We start from the raw sequence: 26,129 nt of genomic DNA, 5'->3' as shown, positions 1-26,129 counted from the left end.
AAGCGTCTGGCAGGGTACACACACTCTATCTGTCACCCGGTCGCCGAGCCCGCGCCAGGACACGGCGCCCCATTAGACTTTCCGGGTCGCCGCCGGTCGGCCGACGGAAAGGACCACGCGTGCTCAACATCGGCATCGACATCGGCGGAACCAAGATCGCCGGAGGTGTCGTCTCCGCCGACGGGACGATCGTCGACCGCATCCGCGTCGACACCCCCGCCGACACCGACGCGCTGGCCGACGCCGTCGCCGACATGGTGCGGCACTTCCGGGCATCCCACGAGGTGACCGCCGTCGGTGTCGCCGCCGCCGGCTTCCTCGACCGCACGCGGTCGATCATGCGGCACGCGCCCAACATCGACTGGGTCGAGCATCCGCTGCGCGCCGAGCTCGAAGCGCGTGTCGGCGTCGCCGTCGTGCTCGAGAACGACGCGAACGCCGCCGGGTGGGCCGAGTACCGCTTCGGCGCCGGTCGCGGCAGCTCGAACATGGTCATGCTCACCCTCGGCACCGGCGTCGGGGGAGCGGTCATCATCGACGGGCAGCTCCTCATCGGCGGTCGCGGGGCGGCGGGCGAGCTGGGTCACGTGCGCTTCGAGCGCGGCGGACGCCGGTGCGGCTGCGGACTGCAGGGATGCCTCGAGCAGTACGCGTCGGGACGAGCGCTGCAGCGCGAGGCGATCGCCATCGCCGACGATCCCGGGCTCGGCGCCGGGCTTGCTCAGGTGCGCGACGAGCAGGGCTCGATCCCCGGCGACGCGATCTCCCGGCTGATCCTCGCGGACGACCCGGGCGCGCTCGAGGCGCTCCACCGGGTCGCGACGGCTCTGGGAGAGACCACGGGCGGATTCCAGGCCACGCTCGACCCCGAGATCTTCGTCATCGGCGGCGGCGTCGCGCAGCTGGGTGAGACGTTGCTCGCGCCGGTCCGGGCGGCCTATCGCGCAGCCCTTCCGGGCGGCGAGAACGCCGCGCCCGCCGATTTCGCCATCGCCACCCTCGGCAACGATGCCGGCTTGATCGGCGTGGCCGATCTCGCCGGGGGGCGGTGACCGGTGTTCTACTGGCTGATGAAGTACATCTTCATCGGACCCGTGGTGAAGGCGATCTTCCGGCCCTGGATCGTCGGTCGGCGGAACGTGCCCGCGACCGGCGCGGCGATCTTCGCCAGCAACCACCTGTCGGTGAGCGACTCGATCTTCCTGCCGCTCATGATCGACCGGCCCATGTCGTTCCTCGCCAAGAGCGACTACTTCACGGGTACGGGCCTCAAAGGCTGGGCGACCCGGGTGTTCATGAAGGCGACGGGTCAGATCGCGATCGATCGCACCGGGGGCAAGGCATCCGAGGCCTCACTCAACACCGGACTGCAGGTCCTCGGCCGCGGCGACCTGCTGGGGATCTACCCCGAGGGCACGCGCAGCCCCGACGGCAAGCTGTACCGCGGGCGCACGGGGCTGGCGCGCATGGCGCTCGAGGCCCGGGTTCCCGTCATCCCCGTGGTCATGGTCGACACCGATGCCGTCATGCCCATCGGGCGCAGCATCCCCCGCGTTGGGCGCGTGGGAATGGTCATCGGCGAGCCGCTCGATTTCTCGCGCTTCCAGGGGATGGAAGGGGATCGCTACGTGCTGCGCTCGGTGACCGACGAGATCATGGTCGCGCTGCAGCGTCTGGGCGAGCAGGAGTACGAAGACGTCTACGCCTCGTCCGTCAAGGAGCGCGCGGCGCAGCAGCAGGGCTGAGCGTCACACGGCCGGCGCGGTGTCGGCCGAGCATTAGACTTGGCGCGTGCCTACGCTGGATTCACTCGACTCGTGGCGCGATCTTCCCATCAAGCAGCAGCCGGCGTGGAACGACCCCGACGCCGTCGCTGCGGTGTCGGCTGAGATCGCGACGCTTCCGCCCCTCGTCTTCGCCGGAGAGGTGGACATCCTCCGCGAGCGCCTCGCGCGCGCGGCATCCGGAGAAGCCTTCCTGCTGCAGGGCGGTGACTGCGCCGAGACGTTCGCCGGCGCGACCGCGGAGAAGATCCGCAACCGCATCAAGACCGTGCTGCAGATGGCGGTCGTGTTGACCTATGGCGCCTCGATGCCCGTCGTGAAGATGGGGCGCATGGCCGGCCAGTTCGCCAAGCCGCGCTCGAGCGACACCGAGACGCGCGGCGATGTCACGCTGCCCGCCTACCGCGGCGACATCGTCAACGGCTACGACTTCACGGCGGCCTCGCGCCAGCCCGACCCCGCACGGCTGCTCAAGGGCTACCACACGGCTGCGTCGACACTGAATCTCATCCGCGCGTTCACGCAGGGTGGGTTCGCCGACCTGCGCGAGGTGCACTCGTGGAACAAGGGCTTCGCGTCGAACCCGGCCAACGCGCGCTACGAGGGACTCGCGGGCGAGATCGACCGCGCCATCAAGTTCATGGAAGCGGCCGGCGCCAACTTCGACGAGCTGCGCGGCGTGGAGTTCTACACGGGCCACGAGGGCCTGCTGATGGACTACGAGCGTCCGATGACGCGCATCGACTCGCGGACGAACACCCCGTACAACACGTCGTCGCACTTCCTCTGGATCGGCGAGCGCACCCGCGAGCTCGATGGCGCCCACGTCGACTACTTCTCGAAGATCCGCAACCCGATCGGCGTGAAGCTCGGCCCCACGACGTCGACCGACACCGCGCTGGCGCTGATCGACAAGCTCGACCCCGAGCGCGAGCCGGGTCGTCTCACCTTCATCACGCGTATGGGTGCGGGCAAGATCCGCGACGCGCTGCCGCCGCTGCTCGAGGCCGTGAAGGACTCCGGCGCGACGCCGCTGTGGGTCACCGATCCCATGCACGGCAACGGCATCACGACGCCGACCGGCTACAAGACGCGTCGCTTCGACGACGTCGTCGACGAGGTCCGCGGGTTCTTCGAAGCGCACCGCGCGGTCGGCACCTTCCCCGGCGGCATCCACGTCGAGCTCACCGGTGACGACGTCACCGAGTGCCTCGGCGGCTCCGAGATGATCGACGAGGCGACACTGGCCACGCGCTACGAGAGCCTGTGCGACCCGAGACTGAACCACATGCAGAGCCTCGAGCTCGCCTTCCTGGTCGCCGAGGAGCTCGAGAAGCGCTGAGCCTCGGCGCTTCAGCATCGCGCGAGAGCGCACATCCGCACGGTTACGGGGTCTCCCCACCGTGCAGATGTGCGCTCTCGCTGTCTCGAGGTGTGGATAGGCCGGGCCGATGAGGGTTCCGGGGGGAATGTGGGCGGGTGAACCGCCGCGCTCCTCTGCCACGACCCGTCACCGCACAGGCATTCACCACGGACGAGGCGCGCGCGTTCGGCGTGAGCCGCGGCAGGCTGCGGGCCGCCGATCTGCGGCATCCGCACCATGGTGTCTACGCCGCATTCGACGCCATCGGCGCCGACGACATCCTCGGGCGCTGCCGCCTGATCCTGCCCGCGCTGGGGCCGACGCAACTCTTCTCCGGCCGAACGGCCGCGGCGCTATGGGGGATGCCGTTGCCCTGGGTCTCCGGTCCGCCGATGCTCGAGGTGATCACGGCCGGCGGCGGAGCGGCGATGCGGCGCCCCGGTGTTCTGGGATCGCGGACGAGCCTCGTTCTCGAACGCCGGGACGTCGAGGGCCTGCCCGTGATCACACCGACCGAGGCCTGGTGTCGGCTCGCTGCCGGTCCGCAGCCCCTCGGTCACCGGTGGCTCGTCGCGACAGCCGACTACCTCCTCAGCGGACGACGCGGCGAGCGGGGCCGCACGCGTCCTCTCGCGACGCGCGCTGAACTCGAGACGGCTGTGGTCGATCGGGGAAGTGCGCGCGGAGCCCGGTCGTTGCGCACTGCGTTGGAGCGCGCCCGATCGCCCGTGGATTCACCCCAGGAATCGATCCTGCGCGTCGCGCTCATCGACGCGGGAATCCCCGAACCGCGGGTGCAGGTCGCGGTTCGCACGGCTGCGGGCGTGAGGCACGCCGACATGGGATGGCCCGAGCACCGGCTGCTCCTCGAGTACCAGGGCGACGAGCATCGCGCGTCACGACGCCGATGGCTCGACGATCTCACGCGTGTGCAGCTGCTCGAGGATGCCGGGTACCGCGTCATCCTCGTCGGAGCGGCCGACCTCGACGACGACGCGCGGGCGCTGGCCGCCCGCATCCGTCGCGCTCTCGCCTGAACCGCTCGGAGGTCGGCGAGGACGCGTATTCGCAGGGTGCAGGAGGCTGCTGACCGTGCATTCGTGCGCTCTCGCACTCGTCGGGCCCGGAAGACCGGGCAGGCTCAGCCGGTGGCGGTGATCTGCAGGGTGATGGTGGTGCCGCGCACGTGCTTGCTCCCGCCGGTGGGATCCTGCGCGGTGACCTTGGTCAATCCGTCGGGCCAGATGTTCCACAGGGCCGAGAAGCTGACGTCGAAGCCCGCGTCGCGCAGCGTCTGCGCGGCCGCATCGCGGGTCTGCCCGACGACGCTCGGCACCTCGAACAGCGGGGGACCGCTCGAGACGATGAGGGTCACGGTCTCGCCCGGCCGCCAGTTGCCCTCCTCGCCGCGGTCTGCGATGCCGATCACGTCGCCCTTGGCGATGCGCTCGCTCGCCTCGCTGCGGGTGTCACTCGAGACCTCGAGGCCGACGTCGGTGAGCATGGCGGTCGCGCGGTTGACGCTCTGGCCCGAGACATCGGGCACGGCGCCGCGCGAGACCAGCAGGGCCGCCGAGTCGCCCTGGCGGAGCGTGCAGCCGTTCGAGCAGTCGATGGCGTCGCCGCCCCCGGCCGGGGTGCCGGACGCGCGGATGACGGTGCCCTCGGCGACATCCGGATCGAATTCCGCCTCCGGGTCGTCGGACACGGCCACGATGTTCTGCCGCAGGATCTCGCGCGCCGCCTGTTCGGTCTGACCCGAGAGGGCGGGAATCGACACTTCGGCCGGTCCGCGCGAGATGACCACGGTCACGGTCGCCTCGCGATCGAGCCGGGTGCCCGGGGCGGGGTCGGTGCGGATGGTGAGACCCGTAGCGACGTCGAGGCTGTTCTCGCCGGACTCCTCGGCCAGCAGCCCCTGGGCTGCGATCGCGGCCTGAGCCTCGGCGAACGTCTCGCCGCGCACGTCCGGAACGGCGACCAGCGAGCCGGGACCCGATCCGAACCACCACCCCGTCCCGCCGGCGAGAGCCGCCAGCAGGAGGACGATCGTGACGAGCCAGGCGCCCTTCGCGCGATTGCGTCGGGCGAGTCGCCGCAGTCGTGTCGCGTTGTCGACATCGGTGGTCACCGGCGGCGCGGTGAACGTGCCGGGCATCACCTTGGTGAGCTCGCCCGAGCCCTCGCCGTCATCGTCGATGACGACCGCCGGGGCGCCGGACGGTGCTGTGCGCACCACCTGCGGGAAGACACCCAGCTCGCGCTCGATCTCGCGCAGCCGGTCGAGCATGACCCGGGCGTCGAGGGGACGCTCGTCGGGCTCGCGCTCGGTCGCCCACAGCACCAGCTCGTCGAGCTGCTCGGGCACTCCGGGGTTCTTCGCGCTCGGTCGCGGCACCGAGTCGGTCGCATGCTGGTAGGCGATCTGCATCGGCTGCTCGCCCTTGTAGGGCTGTTCGCCCGCGAGCATCTCGTAGAGCATGATGCCGAGGGCGTAGATGTCGCTGCGCGCGTCGGCGGTGCCTCGGGTGACCAGTTCGGGAGCGAGGTAGGCGATGGTGCCGAGGAGCATCTGACCTGTCGCGGTGTTCGCGGTCGTCGCGCGGGCGAGGCCGAAGTCGCCGATCTTGATGCGCCCGTCCTCGGCCAGCAGCACGTTCTCGGGCTTGACGTCGCGATGGACGATCCCCGCCCGGTGCGCGGCGGCGAGACCGGAGAGGATCGCGTCCATGATCGTGATCGTCTGCGGGATGGTCAGGCGCTTCTGCTCGCGCAGCAGCTCGCGCAGCGTGATGCCCGGCAGATACTCCATCACCAGGTAGGCCATCTCGCCGTCCTGGCCCTGGTCGAACACGTTGACGACGTGGGGGTCGGCGAGCCGCGCTGCGGAGCGGGCTTCCTGGATGAAGCGGCTCTGGAACACGGAGTCGTCGGAGAGGTGCCCGTGCATGACCTTGAGAGCGACGCGGCGCTCGAGTCTGAGGTCGGTCGCGACGTACACCGTCGCCATGCCGCCGCGGGCGATGCGAGCGCGGACGCGATACCGCTGGTCGACCAGTCGGCCGATCAGCGGGTCGGTCTGCTGGCTCATGCTCACGGAGCGATTCTACGGAGCGGATGCTGCGAGCCCGGGCAACGGCTCACCCTCGGGCACCGGTGACATGGGCTTCCCAGCGCTTTCGGGGTCAGCCGAGCACTGCGAGCCAGCGGTAAGCCTGCTGCTCCCACTCGCCGTACCGATCGGGGTAAGCGGAGATCTGCACGGCTTGCGCGGCGTCGGTGAACGGGAGGTTCTCCCAGCCCGGGATGTCGAGCAGCCCGCGGGTTGCGGTGCCGTTGGGGTCGGCGGCGCCGCCGTAGAAGGTCGCGATCGACCGCGAGGGGTCGCGGACCTGGTCGGGAGTGCCCCATCCGGTGCTCGGGCGCTGTTGGAAGAGTCCGAGCGAGTCGCGGTCACCCCAGTCGAGGTTGCGGATCCACGACTCGACCATCGCCGTCGCCAGAGCGATGGCGATGCCGCGGTCGGGGACGCCGCGTTCCCGACCGACCTGGATGATGAGTCGGGCGTTCTCGATCTGCTCCGCGTCGAGGCCGAGGTCGACCAGCGCGGACGTCGCGACAGCCGGAGTCGCCGCGGCGCCTGGTATCACGAGCGCTTGTCCCGGGTAGATGATCGACGAGCGGTCGAGCCCGTTCGCGGCGAGCAGGGCGTCCAGGCCCAGGCCGTTCGCGGCGGCGATCGCCGACAGCGTGTCGCCGGCGGCCACGGTGTGAGTCGCGGCGGCGATCGGGGTCGCCTGAGAGACGGCCGCGGGGGCGGGCATCGCCGTCGCGCCGGCGGCCGAGGGGACCGCGAGGGTCTGGCCGGGGAAGATCACCGCTCCGTCCCCGAGCCCGTTCGCGGCGAGCAGGGCGCCGACCCCGATGCCGTGGGCCTGAGCGATCGACCAGGGCGTTTCGCCGGTCGAGACGGTGTGGGTGGTTCCGGCGGGCGCGACCTGCGGGGCGGGAGCGACCGCGGCGGACGCGCCCGCCTCGGCGCTCAGCCGGATCCGGTCTCCGGGACGGATGACGGATGACCAGTCCAGACCGTTCCATGCGAGGAGGTCGACCGTACGGAGCCCATAGGCGGATGCGATCCGGCTGATCGTGTCGCCGAGCACGACCGTGTGCTCGGCCGGTCGAGCCGCGAGCGGACGCGCGGAGGCGGCACCGGGCACAGCCGAACGCAACGTCGCCCCGGGCGCGCCATCCCGATGGGCCGTCTCGACCGTGGGGGTGGCGGCGGCGGGCTGCGCCGTCAGGCTCAGCGCGATCGAGCCCACGACGGCGGGCGCGACCATGCCGCGCAGGCGGGGTCGCGGTGGGTGCGGGGGAGAGATCGAGTCGCGGCGCACGGAGGGTCCCTTCTCGGAGGTCTCGGAAACGCTGACACGCGGCTGTGAGAGGTGTCAACCGATGTGACTGCTGTGACTCGTGTGAAATGAGCCGGACGCGGGAGCCGCGACGCCGAGTGGAAGTGACATAGTGAAGGGGTGAGCACTGCCGATTACCCCGTCGTTCCCCTGTCCTGGCTGACGCTGCCCGATGTGGTCGACCTCACGGGTGAGACGCTCAGCCGCGTCCGCCGGCTGCTGGATGAGAATCACCTCATCGGGTCGCGCCGCGACGGCACGTTCCGCATTCCCGAGGCGTTCTTCCTCGACGGTGCACCGCTCTCGTCGCTGCGCGGCACCATCACCGTGCTGCACGACGTCGGGTTCTCGGATGACGAGGCGATTGACTGGCTGTTCGCGATCGAGGAATCGATCGGAGCGGCTCCGATCGCGGCTCTGCGTGCGGGGCGCAAGGCGGAGGTCCGACGGGTCGCTCAGACTCTCGCCTGACGCAGCGCCCGTCAGCGGAGGCGGAAGCCGTCGACTCAGGCGGAGCGTCGGATGGCGGCGTCGGCGATCTCGCGCAGGAGGGCCACCTCGGCAGCCCCGATCGGGGCGTTCTCGAGTGCCGTGTCCGCGGCCGTAGAGAGGCGATCGATCTCGCCTTCGAGGCGCTCGACGGCGCCGCTTTCTCGGATGACCTTCTGCAGCCGAGCGATGGTCGCCTCATCGAGGGTCCGGTCGCCGAGCGCGGCATCGAGGTCGGACCGGCCGGCGTCGTCCATCGCCTCACGGGCATAAGCGATGAGGACCGTGCGCTTGCCCTCGCGAAGGTCGTCTCCGGACGGCTTGCCCGTCACCGAAGAGTCGCCGAAGACGCCGAGCACGTCGTCTCGCAGCTGGAAGGCGAGCCCGACGGCGTGACCGAAGTCTGCGAGGGTCTCGCGCTGAGCCGCGGTGGCGCCGCCGAGCGCGGCGCCGATCAGCAGCGGCTGCTGCACGCTGTAGCGGGCCGACTTGTACGACGCGACGCGGAGGGCGCGCGCGGCGTGTTCCCCGTCGGGTGCCGTCGCCCACGCGGCTTCCTCCGCGACATCGAGGTACTGCCCGACGGTCACGTCGCGGCGCATCGTCGCGTACTGGCGGCGCACATCGGCCGCGCGCGGGTGCCCGTCGAGGGCGTCTTCGAGGAGGTCATCGCTCCAGGCGATGAGCAGGTCGCCGAGCAGGATCGCCGCGGCGCGTCCGAAGGCGTCGGCATCGCCCAGCCAGCCCGATCGACGGTGCGCTTCTTCGAGAGCCCGATGCGCGGCGGGGCGGCCCCGCCGGGTGTCGGAGTTGTCGACGAGGTCGTCGTGCACCAGTGCAGCGGCGTGGAAGATCTCGAGCGACGCGGCGACGCCGGCGATGTCGGCGTCGCCGGACGGGGCGCCGGCCGCCGCGTGTCCTGCCGACAGGAAGCGGGCGCGCAGCCTTTTGCCGCCGGCGACGGCGGTGAGGGCGCGGTCGACGAAATCGGCCGCTTCAGCCCCGAGATCGGCGACCTCGGCCCGCCGATCCAACGCGAATCTTTCCAGTCGCTGGGAAACGGTCGAGATCGGGTCGGCGGAGCTCGTCACGGGCCTAGCCTAGTTCTCATCAGCGCGCGTAGAATCGGGCGCACCGGTACCCGAACAGAGGGGGATGCATGCCACTGTCAGAACAGGAGCAGCGGCTGCTCGACGAGATGGAACGCCATCTCATGCGCAATGAAGCAGACGTCGTCAGTGCTCCGCGCGAAGGTCAGTCCCTCAGCTACCGCAACATCGTCTACGGTGCGGTCCTCGTCCTCCTCGGTCTCGGCGGTCTGATCGCCGGCGTCTCGAGCAGCATCATCGCGATCGGCGTCGTCGCCTTCCTCGTGATGGTCGGGGGTGTCGTGCTGGCGCTGACCCCCTCTCGGAACGCCGCCGCGAGCCGGCCGGCGGCCACGGCCGGCACCCGCAAGCCGACCGCCCGCTCCTCGAGTTTCATGGACCGGATGAACGACCGATGGGACCGCCGCAACGGCGAACGCTGACGTCAGCCACCTCACTTTCAGAGCACCGACCTCCGGGTCGGTGCTCTTTTTTGTGCCTCGGGGGAGGAACGGGCGCGCCTGCCATAGTGAAGTGGAGGAAAGTGGAGTAAAGTGGTGCGCACCGACGGGCCGGGAGGGGGTGGTGGAGCACCATGCTTCTCGGCACGCACACCCCCAAGCTCGACGAGAAGGGCCGCGTCATCCTCCCCGCCAAATTCCGCGACGACCTCGGCCCTGGTGTCGTCGTCACGCGCGGCCAGGAGCGGTGCCTCTACGTCTTCAGCACGGTCGAGTTCGAGCGCGTCTACGAGCGGATCCGCGAAGCGCCCCTGACGAACAAGCAGGCGCGCGACTTCCAGCGCATGTTCCTCTCGGGCGCGAGCGCGGAGAAGCCCGACAGCCAGAACCGCATCACGGTGCCGCCGCACCTGCGCACCTATGCCGGTCTCGGCCGAGAGCTGGTCATGACCGGCGTCGGCGCACACGCCGAGATCTGGGACGCCGATGCCTGGAACGCCTACGCCGCCGGCAACGAAGACGCGTACTCCGACATGGAGCAGGAGGTGATCCCGGGACTCTTCTGACCCCGTGGCCGTGATCCTCAGCCGCTGGCCCTGACGCACTTCCCCGGTGTCAGGTCGCAGCGGAGGGGGATCACGGCTCCGGGCCCCGTCCCTCCATGACCATGACGAACGACGACATCCACACCCCCGTTCTGCTCGACCGCTGCGTCGAGCTGCTCGCTCCCGCGCTCCAGCGCGAGGGCGCCGTCGTCGTCGACGCGACCGAAGGCATGGGCGGTCACTCGGAGGCTCTGCTCGAGAAGTTCCCCGACGTGCGGCTGGTCGGCCTCGACCGTGACACCGACGCTCTGCGCATCGCGGGAGAGCGGCTGGCACGGTTCGGCGATCGCGTCGACCTCGTGCACACCGTCTACGACGGCATCCGCGAGGCCCTCGACTCGCTCGGCATCCGCCGTGTCGACGGCATCCTCTTCGACCTGGGCGTGTCGTCGCTGCAGCTCGACGAGGCCGACCGCGGATTCGCATACGCGCAGGACGCGCCCCTCGACATGCGGATGGACCAGACGGCGGGTACGACCGCGGCGGAGATCCTCGCGACCTACAGCGAGGGCAACCTGCGCCGCATCTTCGAGCGCTACGGCGAGGAGAAGCTGGCCGGGCGGTATGCGCGGGCGATCATCGAAGCGCGCGGCCGAGCTCCGCTGACCCGTTCCGGCGAGCTCGTCGATGTCCTCATCGCCGCGACCCCGATGGCCGTCCAGCGCGATCGTTCGGGGCATCCCGCGAAGCGCGTCTTCCAGGCGCTGCGCATCGAAGTCAACGCCGAGCTCGCCGTGCTCGAACGCGCTCTGCCCGCCGCGCTCGATGCGCTGGCCGTCGGCGGGCGCATCGTCGTCATGTCGTACCAGTCGCTCGAAGACCGCGCGGTCAAGCGCGTGCTGGCCGAGGCCTCGTCCTCGACCGCGCCGAGCGGCCTGCCCGTCGAGCTCCCCGAACACGCGCCGCGGTTCCGGCTGCTGGTGCGCGGCGCGGAACTGGCGTCCGAGGAAGAACGTGAACGCAATCCCCGCGCGACGCCGGTCCGGCTGCGTGCGGCGGAACGGATGAGGGAGGCCTCGTGACTGCCGACAACACCGCCCGCATCCCATCGCCGCTCGGTGACGACTTCTTCGCGAGCGTTCCCGGCCGCCTGCCGCGCGAGGGGGAGCGGGAACGCCAGCGCGATCTGCGCCTGGTCACGGGCGCCGCCCGTCGCCGCCGCCCGCGCATGCTCTACGGCGTCATCGCCGTGTCCGGGGCGGTGCTCATCGGGGCGGTGCAGATGGGGCTGTCGATCCTCACGACCCAGACCTCGTACGAGATCTCCTCGCTCTCGCAGCAGCAGCGCCAGCTCACCTGGCAGAAGCAGATCATCCAGGACGATCTCGCGGGGCTCGCCTCTCCCCAGTACCTCGCGGCGAACGCCACCGCGCTGGGCATGGTGATCGCGGAGTCGCCGAGCTACCTGCGGCTCAGCGACGGAGCCGTGCTGGGCGCCGCCAGCGCTGCCGGCTCGCACTCGAACGTCGACGCCCTGGGCCGAGCCGCCGTCGCGAACTCCCTCGTCGCCGGCGTGCCGCTGGTCACCGATCCCGACGCGAGTCTCGCGTCCGGCACGAGCACCGACGAGCTGGTCGGTGCCGATCGTGCGACACCCCCGCCCATCGCCGACGGATTGCCCGCCCCGAGCACACACTGAGAACCATGACGACACGAGCCACCCGCAGTCCGCGCCGCCGTACGGTCGTCGCACTCCTCGTCGTCCTCATCGTCCTCGTCGCCTTCATCGTCCGGCTCGTCGACATCCAGGTCGTCAACGCCGACGAGCACCAGACGGACGCCCGAAACCTGGCGATGGAGGCCGGGACGGAACTCTTCGGGACGCGCGGCGACATCACCGACACCAACGGGGCACCGCTCGCGACGACGACCTCCGTCTACGATGCGAAGATCGACCCGAAGCTCGCCGCGAACGGGATCAAGCGCAAGAACGACGACGGTCAGACCGTCACCGTCACGTGGCCCGAGCTGGCGACCGAGATCGCCGCCGTGACCGGGCAGGATGCCGCCGAGGTCGAGGGCATCGTCACGACCGCCGTCGCTGCTGATCCCGAGTCGCGATTCGCCTATCTCGAGCGTGGGATATCGACGGCGCAGTACCGCGCCCTCGCCGATCTCAAGCTCCCGTTCGTGGGCTTCGACCCCCACCCGCATCGGACCTATCCCGACGGGGCCGTCGCGGGCAACGTCATCGGATTCGTCGGTTCGGACGAGACCCCGCTCGAGGGGATGGAGTCGCTGCAGAACTCGTGCCTGCAGAGCAGCGACGGCACGGTCCGGTACATGCGGGGGCTCGATGGCGTCGTGATCCCCGGGACGGAGATCGAAGATCCCGCGCCCGTCAACGGCGGAACGCTGCGCCTGACGATCGATCGCGATCTGCAGTGGTACATGCAGCAGCTGATCGCCGAGCAGACCCAGAACCTCGGGGCCGAGAGCGGCTCGATCCTCGTCGTGGAGGTCGCCACGGGAAAGATCCGGGCAGCGGCTGAGTACCCCAGCGTCGATCTGAACGACATCGCGGCATCCGACCCGGCCGATCGCGGCAGCCGGCTGTTCCGCGACTCGTACGAGCCGGGATCGACCTTCAAGCCCGTCACGGCGGCGACCGCCATCGAGGCGGCGGGACTCACGCCGCTGTCGACCGCGTGGTCGCCGGATCGGATGGAGTTCCCCAACGGCGCCGTCGTCAACGACTCCGAGCACCACGAGGCGCAGAACCTGACCCTCACCGGCGGGCTCGTCACCTCGTCGAACGTCGCGTTGTCGCAGTTCGGCACGCAGGTCGATCCCGAGACCCGGCTCGAGTACCTCAAGAAGTTCGGTGTCGGCGAGGGCACGGCGCTCAACTGGTCGGGGGAGCCCAAGGGCACCTACATCCCGACCGACCAGTGGGACAACCAGACGTACTACACGACCACGTTCGGCCAGGCCTTCACCGTGACCGCCCCGCAGGTGGCATCGGTCTACCAGACCATCGCGAACGGCGGTGTGCGCGAGCCGCTGAGCCTCGTCGAGTCCTGCACCGCGGCCGACGGTACCGTGACCGAGCCCGACCTGCCCGAGCCGGTGCGCGTCATCAAGGAGAGCACCGCCAGCCAGGTCAGCGAGATGCTCGAGAACGTCTTCGCGCAGGGCACGCTCGCCGATGACATCGCGATCCCGGGCTACCGCATGGCGGGTAAGACGGGCACCGCTCAGAAGGTCGATCCGAACACCGGCGCGTACAAGGACAACCTCTATTACACGTCGCTGGTGGGCTACGCGCCGGCCGACGATCCGAAGTATGTTGTCCTGACGGCGTTCGACGAGCCGAAGACCCTGCGTCTGTCTGCAGCCAACCGGCCGGCGTTCCAGAAGGCCATGACCCAGGTGCTCAAGCACTACCGGATCATGCCGTCCGACTCGCAGACGCCGCTGCTCCCCGTGACCCAGTGACGCGCATGTGCGCGTCTGAGGATTGAACATGATCTCCCTTCCGTTGTCCGACATCGCCCGGGTGCTTTCGGGCACCCTCCACCTCGCCGGTGGCGACGGCCCCGATACCCGCGTCGGCGGAACGGTCGACACGGACTCGCGCAACATCGGCTCCGGCGACGTGTTCGTGGCCAAGCCGGGCGACGCGACCGACGGACACCTCTTCGTGCCGGCCGCGGCCGAGGCCGGTGCATCGCTCGCGATCGTCGAGCACCTCGTCGACGCCGAGATCACGCAGATCCTCGTCGCCGACGCGGTCACCGCGCTGGCCGACCTCGCGCGCGAGGTCGTGGGCCGGGTGCGCGCCGCAGGCGACCTCCGCGTGGTGGGCATCACGGGATCGAACGGCAAGACCACGACGAAGAACCTCCTCGCCCGCATCCTCGAGGGGGAGGGCCCGACGGTCGCGCCCCGCGCCTCGTTCAACAACTCGGTAGGCGCGCCGCTGACCATGCTCCGGGTCGCGGATGACACCCGGTACCTCGTCAGCGAGTTCGGAGCCGACGGCTCGGGACAGATCGCGCGTCTCGCGGGTCTGGTGACCCCGGACGTCGGCGTGGTCCTCATGGTCGGGATGGCGCATGCCGGCGGTTTCGGCGGCGTGGAGGCGACCCTCAAGGCCAAGACCGAGCTGGTCGAGGCCGTCCGCCCCGGTGGTGTGGCAGTCCTCAACGCCGACGATGCGCGTGTCGCGACGATGGCGGCCGTCGCCGAGGCCCGAGGCGTCCGTGTCCGCTGGTTCGGACGCGGTCCGGCGGCAGAGGTGCGCGCCGACGACGTCGAGGTCGATGCCTCGGGGACGTCCTGCGTGATCGTGGTCGGCGAGCAGCGGATGCCGCTGCGGCTGCGCGTGCTCGGTGAGCACCACGTCATGAACGCGCTGGCCGCGATCACCGCCGCCCTCGAACTGGGGGTGGCCCTCGAAGACGCCGTCGCGCGGCTCGAGACGGTCGAGCTGGCGGAGCGCTGGCGGATGCAGCCGCTCGGGTCCGAGTCGGTGCGCATCATCAACGACGCCTACAACGCGAGCCCCGACTCGATGGCCGCGGCTCTGCGCACCCTCGCGCAGATCACGCAGCCCGGCGAACGGAAGGTCGCCGTGCTCGGCGCGATGAGCGAGCTCGGCGAGTTCGCCGGTGACGAGCACGATCGCGTCGGCCTCCAGGCGGTTCGCCTGCGGATCGAGCGCATCGTCGTCATCGGCGCCGATGCACGGCGGCTCTACCTCGCCGCCATCGGCGAGGGGTCGTGGGACGGCGAGGCGGTGTTCTTCGCCGATGCCGACGCCGCGTACGACTATCTGATCGAGGAGCTGCGCGCCGGCGACCGCGTGCTCGTGAAGTCGTCCAACTCCGCCGGACTGCGGCACCTCGGCGATCGTCTGGGAGAATTCTTCTCGTGAGATCCCTGCTGACGGCCGCGACGATCTCCCTCGCGTTCACACTCTTCCTGACCCCCCTGTTCATCCGGCTCTTCGAGAAGCTGGGCTGGGGGCAGGTCATCCGCACGCCCGACGACGCGACCAACCCGAGCCATCACGCCAAGCGCGGAACGCCCACGATGGGCGGCATCATCTTCATCATCGGGACGATCGTCGGCTACCTCGTCGGCACGTTGACCGGTGGCGCGCCGCCGTCGATGTCGGGTCTGCTCGTGATCTGGATGATGGTCGGTCTCGGTGTCGTCGGATTCATCGACGACTACATGAAGGTCCGCTCGCAGCGGAGCCTCGGCCTGTCGGGGTGGCGGAAGGTCGCGGGGCAGGTGATCGTCGCCGTCTCGTTCGGCGTGCTGGCCCTCCTCGTTCCCAACCACGGCGGCCAGCCGGTGGGGCGCCCGTTCATCTCCCTGTTCCGCGACATCGACTGGCTGTCGTTCATGGCCCTGGGCGGTGTCGCCGGGTGGCTTCTGTACCTCGCGTGGATCTCGTTCCAGGCGGTCGCATGGTCGAACGCCACGAACCTCACCGACGGTCTCGACGGTCTGGCCACCGGCGCGGGCATCTTCACGGTGTCCGCCTACAGCCTCGTGACGTTCTGGCAGTTCCAGCAGCGCTGCGCGAGCGGCGCGCTCGTTCCGGCCTACGAGTCGGCGTGCTACACGACCAACGACCCGATGGATCTCACGATCATCTCCGCGTCGTTCGTCGGCGCGCTCGTGGGGTTCCTGTGGTGGAACGCTCCGAAGGCGAAGATCTTCATGGGCGACGTCGGATCGATGGCCATCGGCGGCGTCATCGTCGCCATGGCCGTGCTCTCGCGCACCGAGCTGCTGGCGGTCATCATCGCGGGCGTGTTCATCATCGCCCCCGGGTCGGTCATCCTCCAGCGGTACTACTTCAAGGCCACGGGCGGAAAACGGCTGTTCCTCATGAGCCCCTTCCACCACCATCTCGAGATGCGCGGCTGGCCCGAGGTGACGATCGTCGTGCGCATGTGGATCATCGCGGGAATGCTCGCCGTCGGCGGTGTCGGACTGTTCTACGTGGCCTGGTTGGCGGCGGTATGACCGCGCGTCTGGACGAGCTGACGAGCTGGCACGCCGACTGGCGTGGCCTCCGCGTCGTGGTCCTCGGGCTCTCGGTCACCGGCTTCTCGGTAGCCGACACCCTCGCCGAGCTCGGCGCGGATGTCCTGGTGGCGACCGAAGGAGCGGATGCGGAGTACGCGCGGCTTCTGCCGGTCATCGGCGTCTCGCTCCACGACGGCTCGCTGCAGAGCGTTCCCGATGCCGTCGTGGCGCACGCGCCCGACGTCGTGATCGCTTCTCCGGGTTTCCCCCCTCACCACCCTGTGATCCGCTGGGCGCGCGAGAGCGGCATCGCGCTGTGGGGTGACATCGAACTCGCCTGGCGCGTGCGCGACAAAGTCGTCCGCCCCGACGGGAGCCCGGCCGATTGGCTTCTCATCACGGGCACGAACGGCAAGACGACCACGACTCAGCTCACCGCGGCGATGCTGGCCGCCGGTGGTCTGCGAGCGGCGCCGTGCGGCAACATCGGTGTGCCGGTGCTCGACGCCGTCCGTGACCCGAGCGGTTTCGATGTGCTGGTCGTCGAGGTGTCGAGCCATCAGCTCTGGTATCTCGGCCTGGCAGACGGCCCCGATCGGCTCTCGCCGCACGCGAGCGTCTGCCTGAATCTCGCCGACGACCACCTCGAATGGCACGGGTCTTTCCAGGCCTATCGAGACGCGAAGGCCGTGGTGTACGAGAACACGCGTGTCGCCTGCGTCTACAACAAGGCGGATGTCGCCACGCGCGAGATGGTCGAGGAGGCGGAGGTCGTCGAGGGCTGTCGTGCCATCGGGTTCGACCTCGGCGTGCCCGGTCCCAGTGATCTGGGGCTCGTGGACGGCATCCTCGTCGATCGCGCCTTCCATGACGACCGGCGCGCCTCCGCCCTCGAACTGACGACGGTCGCGGAGCTCGCCGCGCGTGACCTGGCGGCTCCTCATATCGTCGCGAACATTCTCGCGGCGGCGGCTCTCGCGCGATCCCTCCACGTCGAGCCCGCCGCCATCCGCGCGGCGGTGCTGGCATTCCGACTCGACCCCCACCGCATCGAAGTGGTGGCACGGGTGGCGGGCGTGACCTGGGTCGATGACTCGAAGGCCACGAACCCGCACGCGGCGGCGTCGTCGCTCGCCGCCTTCCCGGGTGCGATCTGGGTCGTGGGCGGGCTCCTCAAGGGAGTCGACATCTCCGCGCTCGTCGCCGGACGCGGAGCGGCCACGAAGGCCGCCATCGTCATCGGCGAGGATCGCACGGCCGTCCTCGCGGCGTTCGCGCGACACGCCCCCGCGGTTCCGGTGATCGAGGTCGAGGCGACTCAGACTGAGGATGTCATGGCACGGGTCGTCGAACTGGCGGCCGAGGTCGCTGGTGTCGGGGACGTGGTCCTCCTCGCCCCTGCAGCAGCCTCGTTCGATCAGTTCGCCTCCTACGCAGACCGCGGTCGCCGCTTCGCGGAGGCCGTGCGCGAACGGATCGGAAGGGGAGACGGTGACCACGACGCCGAGCCGCCCGACGCCGCCCCCGACGAAACTCGCTGACGACGGCCCGACGCGAAGCGGCTTCGCCGCGCGCGTGTCGCTGGGACGCGCGTTCGCCCCGGTGCCGAGCGAGTTCCTGCTGCTGGCCTCGACCGCCCTCATCCTGACCGGGTTCGGTCTCGTGATGGTGCTCTCGGCGACGATGGCCACGGCGGACGCGAGCCCGTTCGAAACGGTGCTGAAGCAGGCCGTGTTCGCTCTGCTCGGCATCCCGCTGATGTTCATCGCGAGCCGGATGCCGCTGCGCTTCTGGAAGCGCATCGCGTGGCCGGCGCTCATCGTCGGCATTCTGCTGCAGCTGCTGGTCTTCGTGCCCGGACTGGGTGTTCACAACGACGGAAACACCAACTGGATCTCGGTCTTCGGCTTGCAGGCTCAACCGTCGGAGTTCTTGAAGCTCGCCCTCGCGGTATGGCTGGGGTTCGTGCTCTATCGCAAGCAGACTCTCCTGTCGAAGTGGCAGCACGTGTTCATCCCGGTCGTCCCGGTCGGAGCGCTGGTGATCGGCACCGTCATGGGCGGGCACGACCTGGGCACCGCGATGATCCTCATGGCGATCCTGCTCGGGTGCCTGTTCTTCTCCGGCGTCAAACTGCGGCTGTTCGTGATCCCGCTCCTCCTCGTGGTCGGTGCGGCCGCGGTCTTCGCGGTCACGAGCCCCAACCGCATGGCGCGGATCATGAGCTTCCTCAACGTCGATTCGACGGACTGCTACTTCGCCGATGCGGGCTCGTGCTACCAGCCGCTCCACGGCATCTGGGCGCTCGCGAGCGGCGGCGTCTTCGGTCTCGGTCTCGGCAATTCGCGGGAGAAGTACCAGTGGCTCCCCGCCGCCGCGAACGACTACATCTTCGCGATCGTGGGGGAGGAGCTCGGCCTCATCGGCTGCGCCGTCGTCCTCGCGCTGTTCGCGCTCTACGCGGTGGGCGCCTTCCACATCGTCCGCAAGACGCACGACCCGTTCGTGCGGATCGTCGCCGGCGGCATCACCATCTGGGTGGTCGGCCAGGCGCTCGTGAACATCGGCGTCGTCCTTCGCATCTTCCCCGTCCTCGGGGTGCCCCTGCCGTTCATGTCACAGGGCGGCACATCCCTCGTCTCGGGTCTTCTGGCCACCGGGGTGCTGCTCTCGTTCGCGCGGACGCTGCCGGTGCGCACCCCGGCGCTCGACGTGGCCTCGGGTGCTCGCCCCGTCCGGCCCGCGGCCGCTCGGGCCGGGTCCGCCCGCCGGTAGGCTCGATCCGGTGACCACCTACCTTCTGGCGGGCGGCGGCACGGCGGGGCATGTCAATCCGCTGCTCGCCGTGGCCGACGAACTGCGCGACCGACGTTCCGACGACACCGTGCTGGTGCTCGGTACGCGAGAGGGGCTCGAATCCCGTCTGGTGCCGCAGCGCGGATACGAACTGCTGATCGTCGACAAGGTGCCGTTCCCGCGGCGACCCAACGGTGCGGCGGTGCGGTTCCCGGCACGCTGGCTGCGAGCCGTTGCGCAGGTGCGCACCTACATCCGTGAGCGGGGAGTCGACGTCGTCGCGGGATTCGGCGGTTACGCGGCCGCCCCCGCCTACATCGCGGCGCGCCGTGAGAGTGTGCCTTACGTCGTCCATGAGGCCAATGCGCGGCCCGGGCTCGCCAACGTGCTCGGTGCGCGCAAGGCCGCTGCAACCGGCACGGTCTTCGAGGGGACGCCCCTGCGCGGCGCTCAGGTGGTCGGGATGCCGCTCCGCCGTGAGATCGTCGACCTCGACCGGGCAGCGCGTCGTACCGAGGCCGCAGCCGCGTTCGGTCTCGATCCTGCGCGCCCCGTCGTCCTGGTGTTCGGCGGCTCCCTCGGCGCACGCCGGCTCAATGAGGCGCTGGCCGGCTCATGGCGCGACATCGTCGCCGCCGGCTGGCAGGTGCTGCATGCTGCAGGCGAACGCAACGAGGTGCCCGACGGTTCGTCGCCGGACTACCGCGTCGTGCCGTATCTCGATCGCATGGACCTGGCGTTCGCTCTCGCCGATGTCGTGATCTCGCGCTCGGGAGCCGCGACGGTGAGCGAGGTCACCGCGCTCGGCATCCCGGCCATCTACGTGCCCTACGCCGTGGGCAACGGCGAGCAGGCGCTGAATGCGGCGGGTGCGGTCCGAGCCGGCGCTGCGCGCATCATCCCCGACGCCGACTTCACTCCCGAGCGGGTGCGCGCCGAGATCGTCCCGCTGCTCGCGGACGAGGGTGAGCTCGACCGGATGCGGCGCGCCGCCGGCACGGTCGGCACGCGCGAGGGCGCCGCCAACGTCGTCGCTCTGCTCGACGCCGCGCAGCAGCGCTGAGGGCGTGGCGGGCGGCCCTGTCAGCCGGGCGACCTAGACTTGACGGGTCATGATCAGACCCGACTTGAGCCTCCCGATCCCCGCCGACATCACCGCCGCGCACTTCATCGGCATCGGTGGATCGGGCATGTCCGGCCTCGCCGGGATGTTCCTCGACCGCGGCATCCGCGTCTCCGGTTCAGACCGCGCCGACAGCCCCGCGATGCGCGCGCTCGCGGCGCGCGGGGCGGACGTCCACGTCGGACACGCCGCGGCCCACCTCCCCGACGACGCCGACACGGTCGTCCACACGGGCGCGATCTGGCCCGAGAACCCGGAGTTCCTCCTCGCCAAAGAGCGTGGCCTGCACGTCATCCACCGGTCGCAGGCCCTGCACTGGCTCATCGGAGGACGGCGGCTGGTCTCGGTGGCCGGGGCGCACGGCAAGACCACGTCCACGGGCATGATCGTGACCGCGCTGCGTGGCCTCGGAACCCGTCCGACTTTCGTGAACGGCGGCGTGATCGCCGACCTGGGGGTCTCGAGTGCGACGGGAGACGACGACGTCTTCGTCATCGAGGCCGACGAGTCCGACGGCACCTTCCTCCTCTACGACACCTCGATCGCCCTGATCACCAACGTCGACCCCGACCACCTCGACCACTGGGAGACCCGCGAGGCGTTCTACGACGGTTTCGTGCGATTCGGCGACGGCGCGCGAGAGGCCGTCGTCATCTCGGCTGACGACCCGGGCGCGGCGCGTGTCGCCGCCGCTCTGACGCACCGCCGAGTGATCACGTTCGGTGAGGCGGCCGAGGCCGACGTTCGGGTCTCCGACATCGTGACGCACGGGCCGGTGTCGTTCTCGCTCACTGCCGGGGGAGACACGGTCCACGGCCGACTCTCGGTGCCGGGTGCGCACAACGCGATGAACGCCGCTGGCGCCGTCGCCGGGCTGATCGCCCTCGGGTTCGAGCTCGAGCGCGCGCTGCGTGCCGTCGAAGGGTTCGGGGGCACGGCCCGGCGGTTCGAGCTGCACGGCGTGACCCGCGGAGTCAGCGTGTACGACGACTACGCGCACCACCCGACCGAGGTGGCCGCCGCCCTCTCGGCGGCCCGCACCGTTGTCGGCGATGGGCGCATCATCGCGCTCCACCAGCCGCACACGTACTCGCGCACCCAGGAGATGTTCCGCGAGTTCGCGGACGTCCTCGAGACGCACGCCGACCACACCGTCGTCCTCGACGTCTACGGGGCCCGCGAAGATCCGGTTCCCGGCGTCACCGGTGAACTCGTCAGCGGGGCGTTCGCCGACCCCGAGCGCGTCCATTTCGTCGCCGACTGGCAGAAGGCCGCCGACTACACGGCAGGCGTCGCACGCGAGGGCGACTTCATCGTCACGCTGGGTTGCGGCAACGTGAACCTCATCGTCCCGCAGGTGCTCGAAGCGCTCGCTCGGACGGAGGACTAGCCGATGCGCCGCCCGAGCCCGCTGCCGCCCTCGTCACGGCCCGCCGGCGGGCACGACGGCGCAGACGCCCAGGACGCTCGTCGCCCGCTCGCGACGCGGCGCGTCGACCCGCCGCGTCGGGCGCAGGACGGTCCGGATGCGGGTGACGTTGCGGAGGGCTCGTCGCCGGATGCGACCGAGACTCAGCCCGTCGAGGAGATGTGGCATCAACGCGGCCGTGACTACGGGATCGCGCCCATCATCCCGTTCGATCCGCCCGCGCGGGCGGAGCCCGAGACCCCGTCGACACCGGGTGTCGCGGACGACGACGACACAGGTCGCACGCCGCTCACCGCGCGCGACCTGTGGGGAGCGGCGCGGGCGCGTCGGCGCGCGCTCCGGCGCGAGGTCCGACGTTTCACCGCGCGTCAGCGTCGGCGCCGACGCATCTGGCTGGTCTCCGCGGGGTTGTTCGTCGCGCTCGTCCTCGGGTCGATCGGAGCCGCGTACAGCCCGTTGTTCGCCGTTGAGCGCATCACGATCGTCGGCACCGCGCAGCTCGACCCGGGAGCGGTGGAGACCGCCCTCGAAGGGCAGCTGGGCACGCCGATGCCGCTCGTCGACGAGAGCGCCGTGAAGGCGGCGCTCGTCTCCTTCCCGCTGGTGGAGTCGTACAGCCTCGAGGCCAGGCCGCCGCACGAGCTCGTGGTGCGCATCGTCGAGCGGACGCCGGTGGGAGCCGTGCAGGGCGAGGCCGGCTACACCCTCGTCGACGCGGCCGGGGTCGCGCTCTCGACTACGCCCGAGCCGCCGGCCGGTCAGCCGCTCATCGAGGTCGAAGGCGGTCTGTCGTCGAGCACCTTCGCCGCAGCGGGGCAGGTGTTCCGATCGCTTCCGGACTCGCTGCGTTCGCAGGTGACCGTGCTGTCCGCGACGACGCCCAACGACGTCACCTTGACCCTCGGCGACGGCCGCTCGGTGGTCTGGGGTGGGCCCGCCGACTCGGCCAAGAAGGTTCAGGCGCTCGAAGCGCTGATGAACGCGCGGCCGGATGCCTCGGGATACGACGTTTCGTCGCCGCAGGCGGCCGTCGTCCGCTGAGGTCGGCCGGGACCGGGCGACCCTGCTGGAAGCCCATGACACGTGGGATGTCGCGACACGCCGCTCACGTCCGTCGGGTGCGTCCACGAGTGCGTAGCTTCAACCTCAGGAATTGCATACCCGGCAATTCTTTAAACCTCTACGTGAGGTTGAAGGTTTACGAGCAGGGTTCGGGACGAGATGGAGGCCGGCATGAGCCAGAACCAGAACTACCTCGCGGTGATCAAGGTCGTCGGTGTGGGCGGTGGCGGCGTCAATGCCGTCAACCGGATGATCGAGCTGGGGCTGCGGGGTGTCGAGTTCATCGCGGTGAACACCGACGCCCAGGCGCTCCTGATGAGCGATGCGGACGTCAAACTCGACGTCGGCCGTGAGCTGACGCGCGGCCTGGGCGCCGGCGCCGACCCCGAGGTCGGGCGTCGTGCTGCGGAGGACCACGCCGAAGAGATCGAAGAGGCGCTCGCGGGCGCCGACATGGTCTTCGTGACTGCCGGCGAGGGCGGTGGCACCGGCACCGGCGGCGCGCCCGTCGTTGCACGTATCGCCAAGTCGATCGGTGCGCTCACGATCGGTGTCGTCACGAAGCCCTTCTCGTTCGAGGGTCGTCGTCGGCAGAGCCAGGCCGAGGCCGGCGTGTCGAAGCTGAAGGAAGAGGTCGACACCCTCATCGTCGTCCCGAACGACCGCCTGCTCGAGATCAGCGACCGCGGCATCTCGATGGTCGAGGCCTTCGCGACCGCCGACCAGGTGCTGCTCGCCGGTGTCCAGGGCATCACCGACCTGATCACCACCCCCGGTCTCATCAACCTCGACTTCGCCGACGTGAAGTCCGTCATGCAGGGGGCTGGCTCGGCCCTCATGGGCATCGGCTCCGCGCGCGGTGCCGACCGCGCGATCAAGGCCGCCGAGCTCGCCGTCGAGTCGCCGCTTCTCGAAGCGTCCATCGAGGGAGCCCACGGCGTCCTGCTCTCCATCCAGGGCGGGTCGAACCTCGGCATCTTCGAGATCAACGATGCGGCGCAGCTCGTCAAGGAGGCCGCGCACCCCGAGGCGAACATCATCTTCGGTACGGTCATCGACGACACCCTCGGCGACGAGGTCCGCGTGACGGTCATCGCGGCAGGCTTCGACGGTGGCGAGCCGCAGACCCGCATCGAGCCCATCGCCGCTGCTCGTCCTTCCGCGCCGCCGGTCCTGCCCGAGGTTCCGGCCGAGGAGGCTGCGGCATCCGAGCCCTCCGAACGTCGCGAGACCAAGGAGACGGTGCCGGTCTCGGCCAAGAGCGAGTCGTACGACTCGGTCTTCGGCGACGACGACCTCGACATCCCCGACTTCCTGAAGTAGGCCGATCGCCCCATGCCGGATCTGGCCGAACGGCTCGCCGACGTCGACGCCCGCATCGCCGCTGCGATGCGGGCGTCGGGTCGCGCCCCGGGCGAGGTGACGAGGGTCGTGGTGACGAAGTTCCACCCGCCTGAGCTCATCGCGCAGCTCCACGCACTGGGCGTGCGTGATGTGGGGGAGAACCGGCAGCAGGAGCTCACCGCGAAGCGCGCGGAGCTCGCCGGGCTCGAGGGCATGCGCTGGCATTTCATCGGCCAGGCCCAGACGAACAAGGCGCGCGCGGTGCGAGCAGCGGCGGATGTCGTCCACTCCGTCGACCGCGCGCGCATCGCCGACGCGCTCGACGGCGCAGAGCCCGAGGGCGAGCCCCTCGACGTGCTCGTGCAGGTCAACCTGACCGATGACCCGGGTCGTGGCGGCGTCGCGCCGGACGGAGTCGAGGCCCTGGCCACCCACGTGTTGGAGCGGTGCCCGGGTCTGGTGGTCCGAGGCGTCATGGCCGTAGCCCCCCTCGGCGAGGAGCCCGCCGCGGCGTTCGCCCGCCTCGCGCAGACGTCAGACGTCCTGCGTACCGTCGCGCCCGGCGCGACCTGGATCTCCGCCGGGATGACCGGCGATTTCGTCGAAGCGATCTCTGCCGGTGCGACACACCTGCGGATCGGATCGGCAATCACGGGACCGCGCCCGGACCGCGGATAGCCTCGGAACAGACGAGCAAACGGAGGATGCGATGTCGAACCCGCTGAAGAAGACCATGGTTTACCTGGGCCTCGCAGATGAGGAAGAAATGTACGAAGAGCCGCAGGCCGAGCAGCAGCAGGCTCGCCGTGAGAAGCCCGTCGAGAAGCCGGCGGCGCCGGTGACGCCCCTGCACCGCCCCGCGGTCGTGCGTCAGCCCACGACGGGAACCGTGAGCGAGATTCTGACCGTCCACCCCAAGCAGTACCGCGACGCGCAGGTCATCGCCGAGAACTTCCGCGAGGGTGTGCCGGTGATCATCAACCTCTCGCAGATGAGCGACGCCGATGCGCGCCGCCTCATCGACTTCGCGAGCGGCCTGTCCCTCGGTCTCTACGGCCGCATCGAGCGTGTGACGAGCAAGGTGTTCCTGCTCTCGCCCGAGAACATCGCCGTCTCCGGCGACGGCGCCGTGGCTCAGGCTGAGCCTGAGGCGGCGCCGTTCGCGCAGTGACCTGACGTGGATGTCGTACGGCTGATCGCCGCACTCGTCTACTTCGCCCTCCTGCTGTACATCCTCGTTCTGTTCGTCCGACTGATCCTGGAGTACATCCCGCTGTTCAACCGGGAGTGGCGCCCGAGAGGCTTCACCCTCGTTCTCGCCGAGGTCGTCTACACGATCACGGATCCCCCGATCAAGACACTGCGCCGGGTCATTCCTCCGATCAGGCTCGGTGTCATCGCGATCGATCTGGCATTCCCGCTCACCATGCTGGCGTGCTTCATCCTGCTGTCGATCACTCGCGTGATCGCCTTCGTCTGAGGCGGTCGCGGCGGGATCGTCGCGGCCGAGAAAGCGTCGGACTATGCTGGGTGGGTACGGCCCGCTGCGGCGGGTGCCGGCTGACCGGCCCGCGTCGTGAGCCCTGAAAGAGGACAACACCATGGCTTTGACCCCTGAAGACGTCGTCACCAAGCAGTTCCAGCACGTGCGTTTCAAGGAAGGATTCGACCCCGATGAGGTCGACGACTTCCTCGACGAGATCGTCGTGGAATGGCGCAAGACGATCGCTGAGAACGACGAGCTCAAGGCGAAGCTCGCAGCCTACGAGTCGGGCGAGACCCCCGCGCCGGCCGCATCCGACGACGCCGTCGTCGAAGAGGTGCCCGCGCCGGTCGCCGCTGTCGAGCAGCCCGCCGCGGCCGCCGACATGGCTCCTGCCGCCGCATCCGCCGGCATCATCGAGCTGGCCCAGCGCCTGCACGACGAGCACGTCGCCGAGGGCAAGGCCCAGCGCGACAAGCTCATCGCCGATGCGCAGGCCCAGGCCGCGTCGATCATCTCCGAGGCAGAAGCCCGAGGCCGCGACGAGGTCGCGCGTCTCGAAGCCGAGCGCGTGTCGCTCGAGGGTCGCATCTCCGAGCTGCAGCAGTTCGAGAAGGACTACCGCGGTCAGCTCCGCGGCTTCATCGAGAGCAAGCTCCGCGATCTCGACACGACCGGCGTCTCGGCCGGCGCGTAATC

The 26,129-nt window shown here is 69.9% G+C and carries 25 protein-coding genes; 22 read left to right on the top strand and 3 right to left on the bottom strand.

Annotated features, from left to right (window positions below):
- The first annotated feature begins 119 nt into the window (after positions 1-119).
- The 4 genes from ACU6RU_RS08080 (at position 120) to ACU6RU_RS08065 (ending at position 4,184) form a co-directional block, all read left to right on the top strand.
- Positions 120-1,052 carry an ROK family protein gene (locus tag ACU6RU_RS08080; protein ID WP_446726263.1) on the top strand — a complete coding sequence of 311 codons (933 nt, stop codon included), beginning with the start codon at positions 120-122 and terminating at the stop codon, positions 1,050-1,052.
- Between the two features lie 3 nt (positions 1,053-1,055).
- Positions 1,056-1,745: a lysophospholipid acyltransferase family protein gene (locus ACU6RU_RS08075; RefSeq protein WP_120262988.1), complete on the top strand. Its 690-nt coding sequence runs from the start codon at positions 1,056-1,058 to the stop codon at positions 1,743-1,745.
- Positions 1,746-1,791: 46 nt separating this feature from the next.
- Complete coding sequence (locus ACU6RU_RS08070; RefSeq protein WP_112613926.1) at positions 1,792-3,126, top strand: class II 3-deoxy-7-phosphoheptulonate synthase; 1,335 nt, start codon at positions 1,792-1,794, stop codon at positions 3,124-3,126.
- A 137-nt stretch (positions 3,127-3,263) separates the two neighbouring features.
- Positions 3,264-4,184: a hypothetical protein gene (locus ACU6RU_RS08065; protein WP_289331224.1), complete on the top strand. Its 921-nt coding sequence runs from the start codon at positions 3,264-3,266 to the stop codon at positions 4,182-4,184.
- A gap of 104 nt (positions 4,185-4,288) precedes the next feature.
- Here the strand turns inward: ACU6RU_RS08065 and pknB are convergent, their stop codons facing one another.
- Both pknB and ACU6RU_RS08055 read right to left on the bottom strand, forming a co-directional pair.
- Entirely contained in the window at positions 4,289-6,244 is a 1,956-nt protein-coding gene (gene pknB / locus ACU6RU_RS08060) for a Stk1 family PASTA domain-containing Ser/Thr kinase (protein WP_289331225.1), read from the bottom strand.
- A gap of 88 nt (positions 6,245-6,332) precedes the next feature.
- The gene (locus ACU6RU_RS08055; RefSeq protein ID WP_446726320.1) at positions 6,333-7,490 is read right to left on the bottom strand and encodes a LysM peptidoglycan-binding domain-containing protein; all 1,158 of its coding nucleotides are present in this window, start codon (positions 7,488-7,490) and stop codon (positions 6,333-6,335) included.
- A 192-nt stretch (positions 7,491-7,682) separates the two neighbouring features.
- Here ACU6RU_RS08055 and ACU6RU_RS08050 point away from each other — a divergent pair, with 192 nt between their 5' ends.
- A complete protein-coding gene (locus ACU6RU_RS08050; protein ID WP_120262984.1) occupies positions 7,683-8,033 on the top strand; it encodes an Rv2175c family DNA-binding protein in 351 nt (116 codons plus the stop codon).
- A gap of 35 nt (positions 8,034-8,068) precedes the next feature.
- Here the strand turns inward: ACU6RU_RS08050 and ACU6RU_RS08045 are convergent, their stop codons facing one another.
- The gene (locus ACU6RU_RS08045; protein ID WP_289331227.1) at positions 8,069-9,142 is read right to left on the bottom strand and encodes a polyprenyl synthetase family protein; all 1,074 of its coding nucleotides are present in this window, start codon (positions 9,140-9,142) and stop codon (positions 8,069-8,071) included.
- A 68-nt stretch (positions 9,143-9,210) separates the two neighbouring features.
- On the opposite strand from ACU6RU_RS08045, the gene ACU6RU_RS08040 reads away from it, so the two are divergent.
- The 17 genes from ACU6RU_RS08040 to ACU6RU_RS07960 all read left to right on the top strand — a co-directional run bounded on the left by ACU6RU_RS08040 (position 9,211) and on the right by ACU6RU_RS07960 (position 26,127).
- Positions 9,211-9,582 (top strand): DUF3040 domain-containing protein, encoded by a 372-nt coding sequence (locus tag ACU6RU_RS08040; protein WP_120262982.1) that lies wholly within the window; start codon positions 9,211-9,213, stop codon positions 9,580-9,582.
- A 152-nt stretch (positions 9,583-9,734) separates the two neighbouring features.
- Entirely contained in the window at positions 9,735-10,166 is a 432-nt protein-coding gene (gene mraZ, locus ACU6RU_RS08035) for a division/cell wall cluster transcriptional repressor MraZ (protein ID WP_023951570.1), read from the top strand.
- Between the two features lie 101 nt (positions 10,167-10,267).
- On the top strand, positions 10,268-11,227 hold the full coding sequence (rsmH, locus tag ACU6RU_RS08030; protein WP_289331478.1) for a 16S rRNA (cytosine(1402)-N(4))-methyltransferase RsmH: 960 nt from the start codon (positions 10,268-10,270) through the stop codon (positions 11,225-11,227).
- Positions 11,224-11,844 (top strand): hypothetical protein, encoded by a 621-nt coding sequence (locus ACU6RU_RS08025; RefSeq protein WP_120262980.1) that lies wholly within the window; start codon positions 11,224-11,226, stop codon positions 11,842-11,844. Before rsmH ends, ACU6RU_RS08025 begins: the two co-directional genes overlap by 4 nt.
- Before the next feature lie 5 nt (positions 11,845-11,849).
- Positions 11,850-13,643 (top strand): peptidoglycan D,D-transpeptidase FtsI family protein, encoded by a 1,794-nt coding sequence (locus ACU6RU_RS08020; RefSeq protein WP_120262979.1) that lies wholly within the window; start codon positions 11,850-11,852, stop codon positions 13,641-13,643.
- Between the two features lie 28 nt (positions 13,644-13,671).
- Positions 13,672-15,084, top strand: coding sequence for a UDP-N-acetylmuramoyl-tripeptide--D-alanyl-D-alanine ligase (locus ACU6RU_RS08015; RefSeq protein ID WP_289331228.1), 1,413 nt, complete (start codon positions 13,672-13,674; stop codon positions 15,082-15,084).
- Positions 15,081-16,190 (top strand): phospho-N-acetylmuramoyl-pentapeptide-transferase, encoded by a 1,110-nt coding sequence (mraY, locus tag ACU6RU_RS08010; protein WP_120262977.1) that lies wholly within the window; start codon positions 15,081-15,083, stop codon positions 16,188-16,190. Before ACU6RU_RS08015 ends, mraY begins: the two co-directional genes overlap by 4 nt.
- Positions 16,187-17,734 carry a UDP-N-acetylmuramoyl-L-alanine--D-glutamate ligase gene (murD, locus tag ACU6RU_RS08005; protein WP_289331229.1) on the top strand — a complete coding sequence of 516 codons (1,548 nt, stop codon included), beginning with the start codon at positions 16,187-16,189 and terminating at the stop codon, positions 17,732-17,734. The genes mraY and murD overlap by 4 nt, the downstream gene beginning before the upstream one ends.
- Entirely contained in the window at positions 17,685-18,968 is a 1,284-nt protein-coding gene (gene ftsW, locus ACU6RU_RS08000; protein ID WP_289331230.1) for a putative lipid II flippase FtsW, read from the top strand. The genes murD and ftsW overlap by 50 nt, the downstream gene beginning before the upstream one ends.
- A gap of 10 nt (positions 18,969-18,978) precedes the next feature.
- Entirely contained in the window at positions 18,979-20,052 is a 1,074-nt protein-coding gene (locus ACU6RU_RS07995) for a UDP-N-acetylglucosamine--N-acetylmuramyl-(pentapeptide) pyrophosphoryl-undecaprenol N-acetylglucosamine transferase (RefSeq protein WP_289331231.1), read from the top strand.
- Positions 20,053-20,101: 49 nt separating this feature from the next.
- The gene (gene murC / locus ACU6RU_RS07990) at positions 20,102-21,502 is read left to right on the top strand and encodes a UDP-N-acetylmuramate--L-alanine ligase (RefSeq protein WP_289331232.1); all 1,401 of its coding nucleotides are present in this window, start codon (positions 20,102-20,104) and stop codon (positions 21,500-21,502) included.
- 3 nt (positions 21,503-21,505) lie between these two features.
- Positions 21,506-22,582, top strand: a complete 1,077-nt coding sequence (locus tag ACU6RU_RS07985) for an FtsQ-type POTRA domain-containing protein (RefSeq protein ID WP_446726262.1) — start codon at positions 21,506-21,508, stop codon at positions 22,580-22,582.
- Positions 22,583-22,774: 192 nt separating this feature from the next.
- Positions 22,775-23,926: a cell division protein FtsZ gene (ftsZ, locus tag ACU6RU_RS07980; RefSeq protein WP_120264340.1), complete on the top strand. Its 1,152-nt coding sequence runs from the start codon at positions 22,775-22,777 to the stop codon at positions 23,924-23,926.
- 12 nt (positions 23,927-23,938) lie between these two features.
- A complete protein-coding gene (locus ACU6RU_RS07975; RefSeq protein WP_120262972.1) occupies positions 23,939-24,625 on the top strand; it encodes a YggS family pyridoxal phosphate-dependent enzyme in 687 nt (228 codons plus the stop codon).
- A 31-nt stretch (positions 24,626-24,656) separates the two neighbouring features.
- Positions 24,657-25,118 carry a cell division protein SepF gene (locus tag ACU6RU_RS07970; protein WP_120262971.1) on the top strand — a complete coding sequence of 154 codons (462 nt, stop codon included), beginning with the start codon at positions 24,657-24,659 and terminating at the stop codon, positions 25,116-25,118.
- A gap of 6 nt (positions 25,119-25,124) precedes the next feature.
- Entirely contained in the window at positions 25,125-25,427 is a 303-nt protein-coding gene (locus ACU6RU_RS07965) for a YggT family protein (RefSeq protein WP_094261897.1), read from the top strand.
- 121 nt (positions 25,428-25,548) lie between these two features.
- Positions 25,549-26,127: a DivIVA domain-containing protein gene (locus ACU6RU_RS07960; RefSeq protein WP_120262970.1), complete on the top strand. Its 579-nt coding sequence runs from the start codon at positions 25,549-25,551 to the stop codon at positions 26,125-26,127.
- The last annotated feature ends 2 nt before the right edge of the window (positions 26,128-26,129 follow it).

This window comes from Microbacterium sp. F1-18, from assembly GCF_052921305.1.
This window is presented reverse-complemented; position numbering and strand designations above follow the sequence as displayed.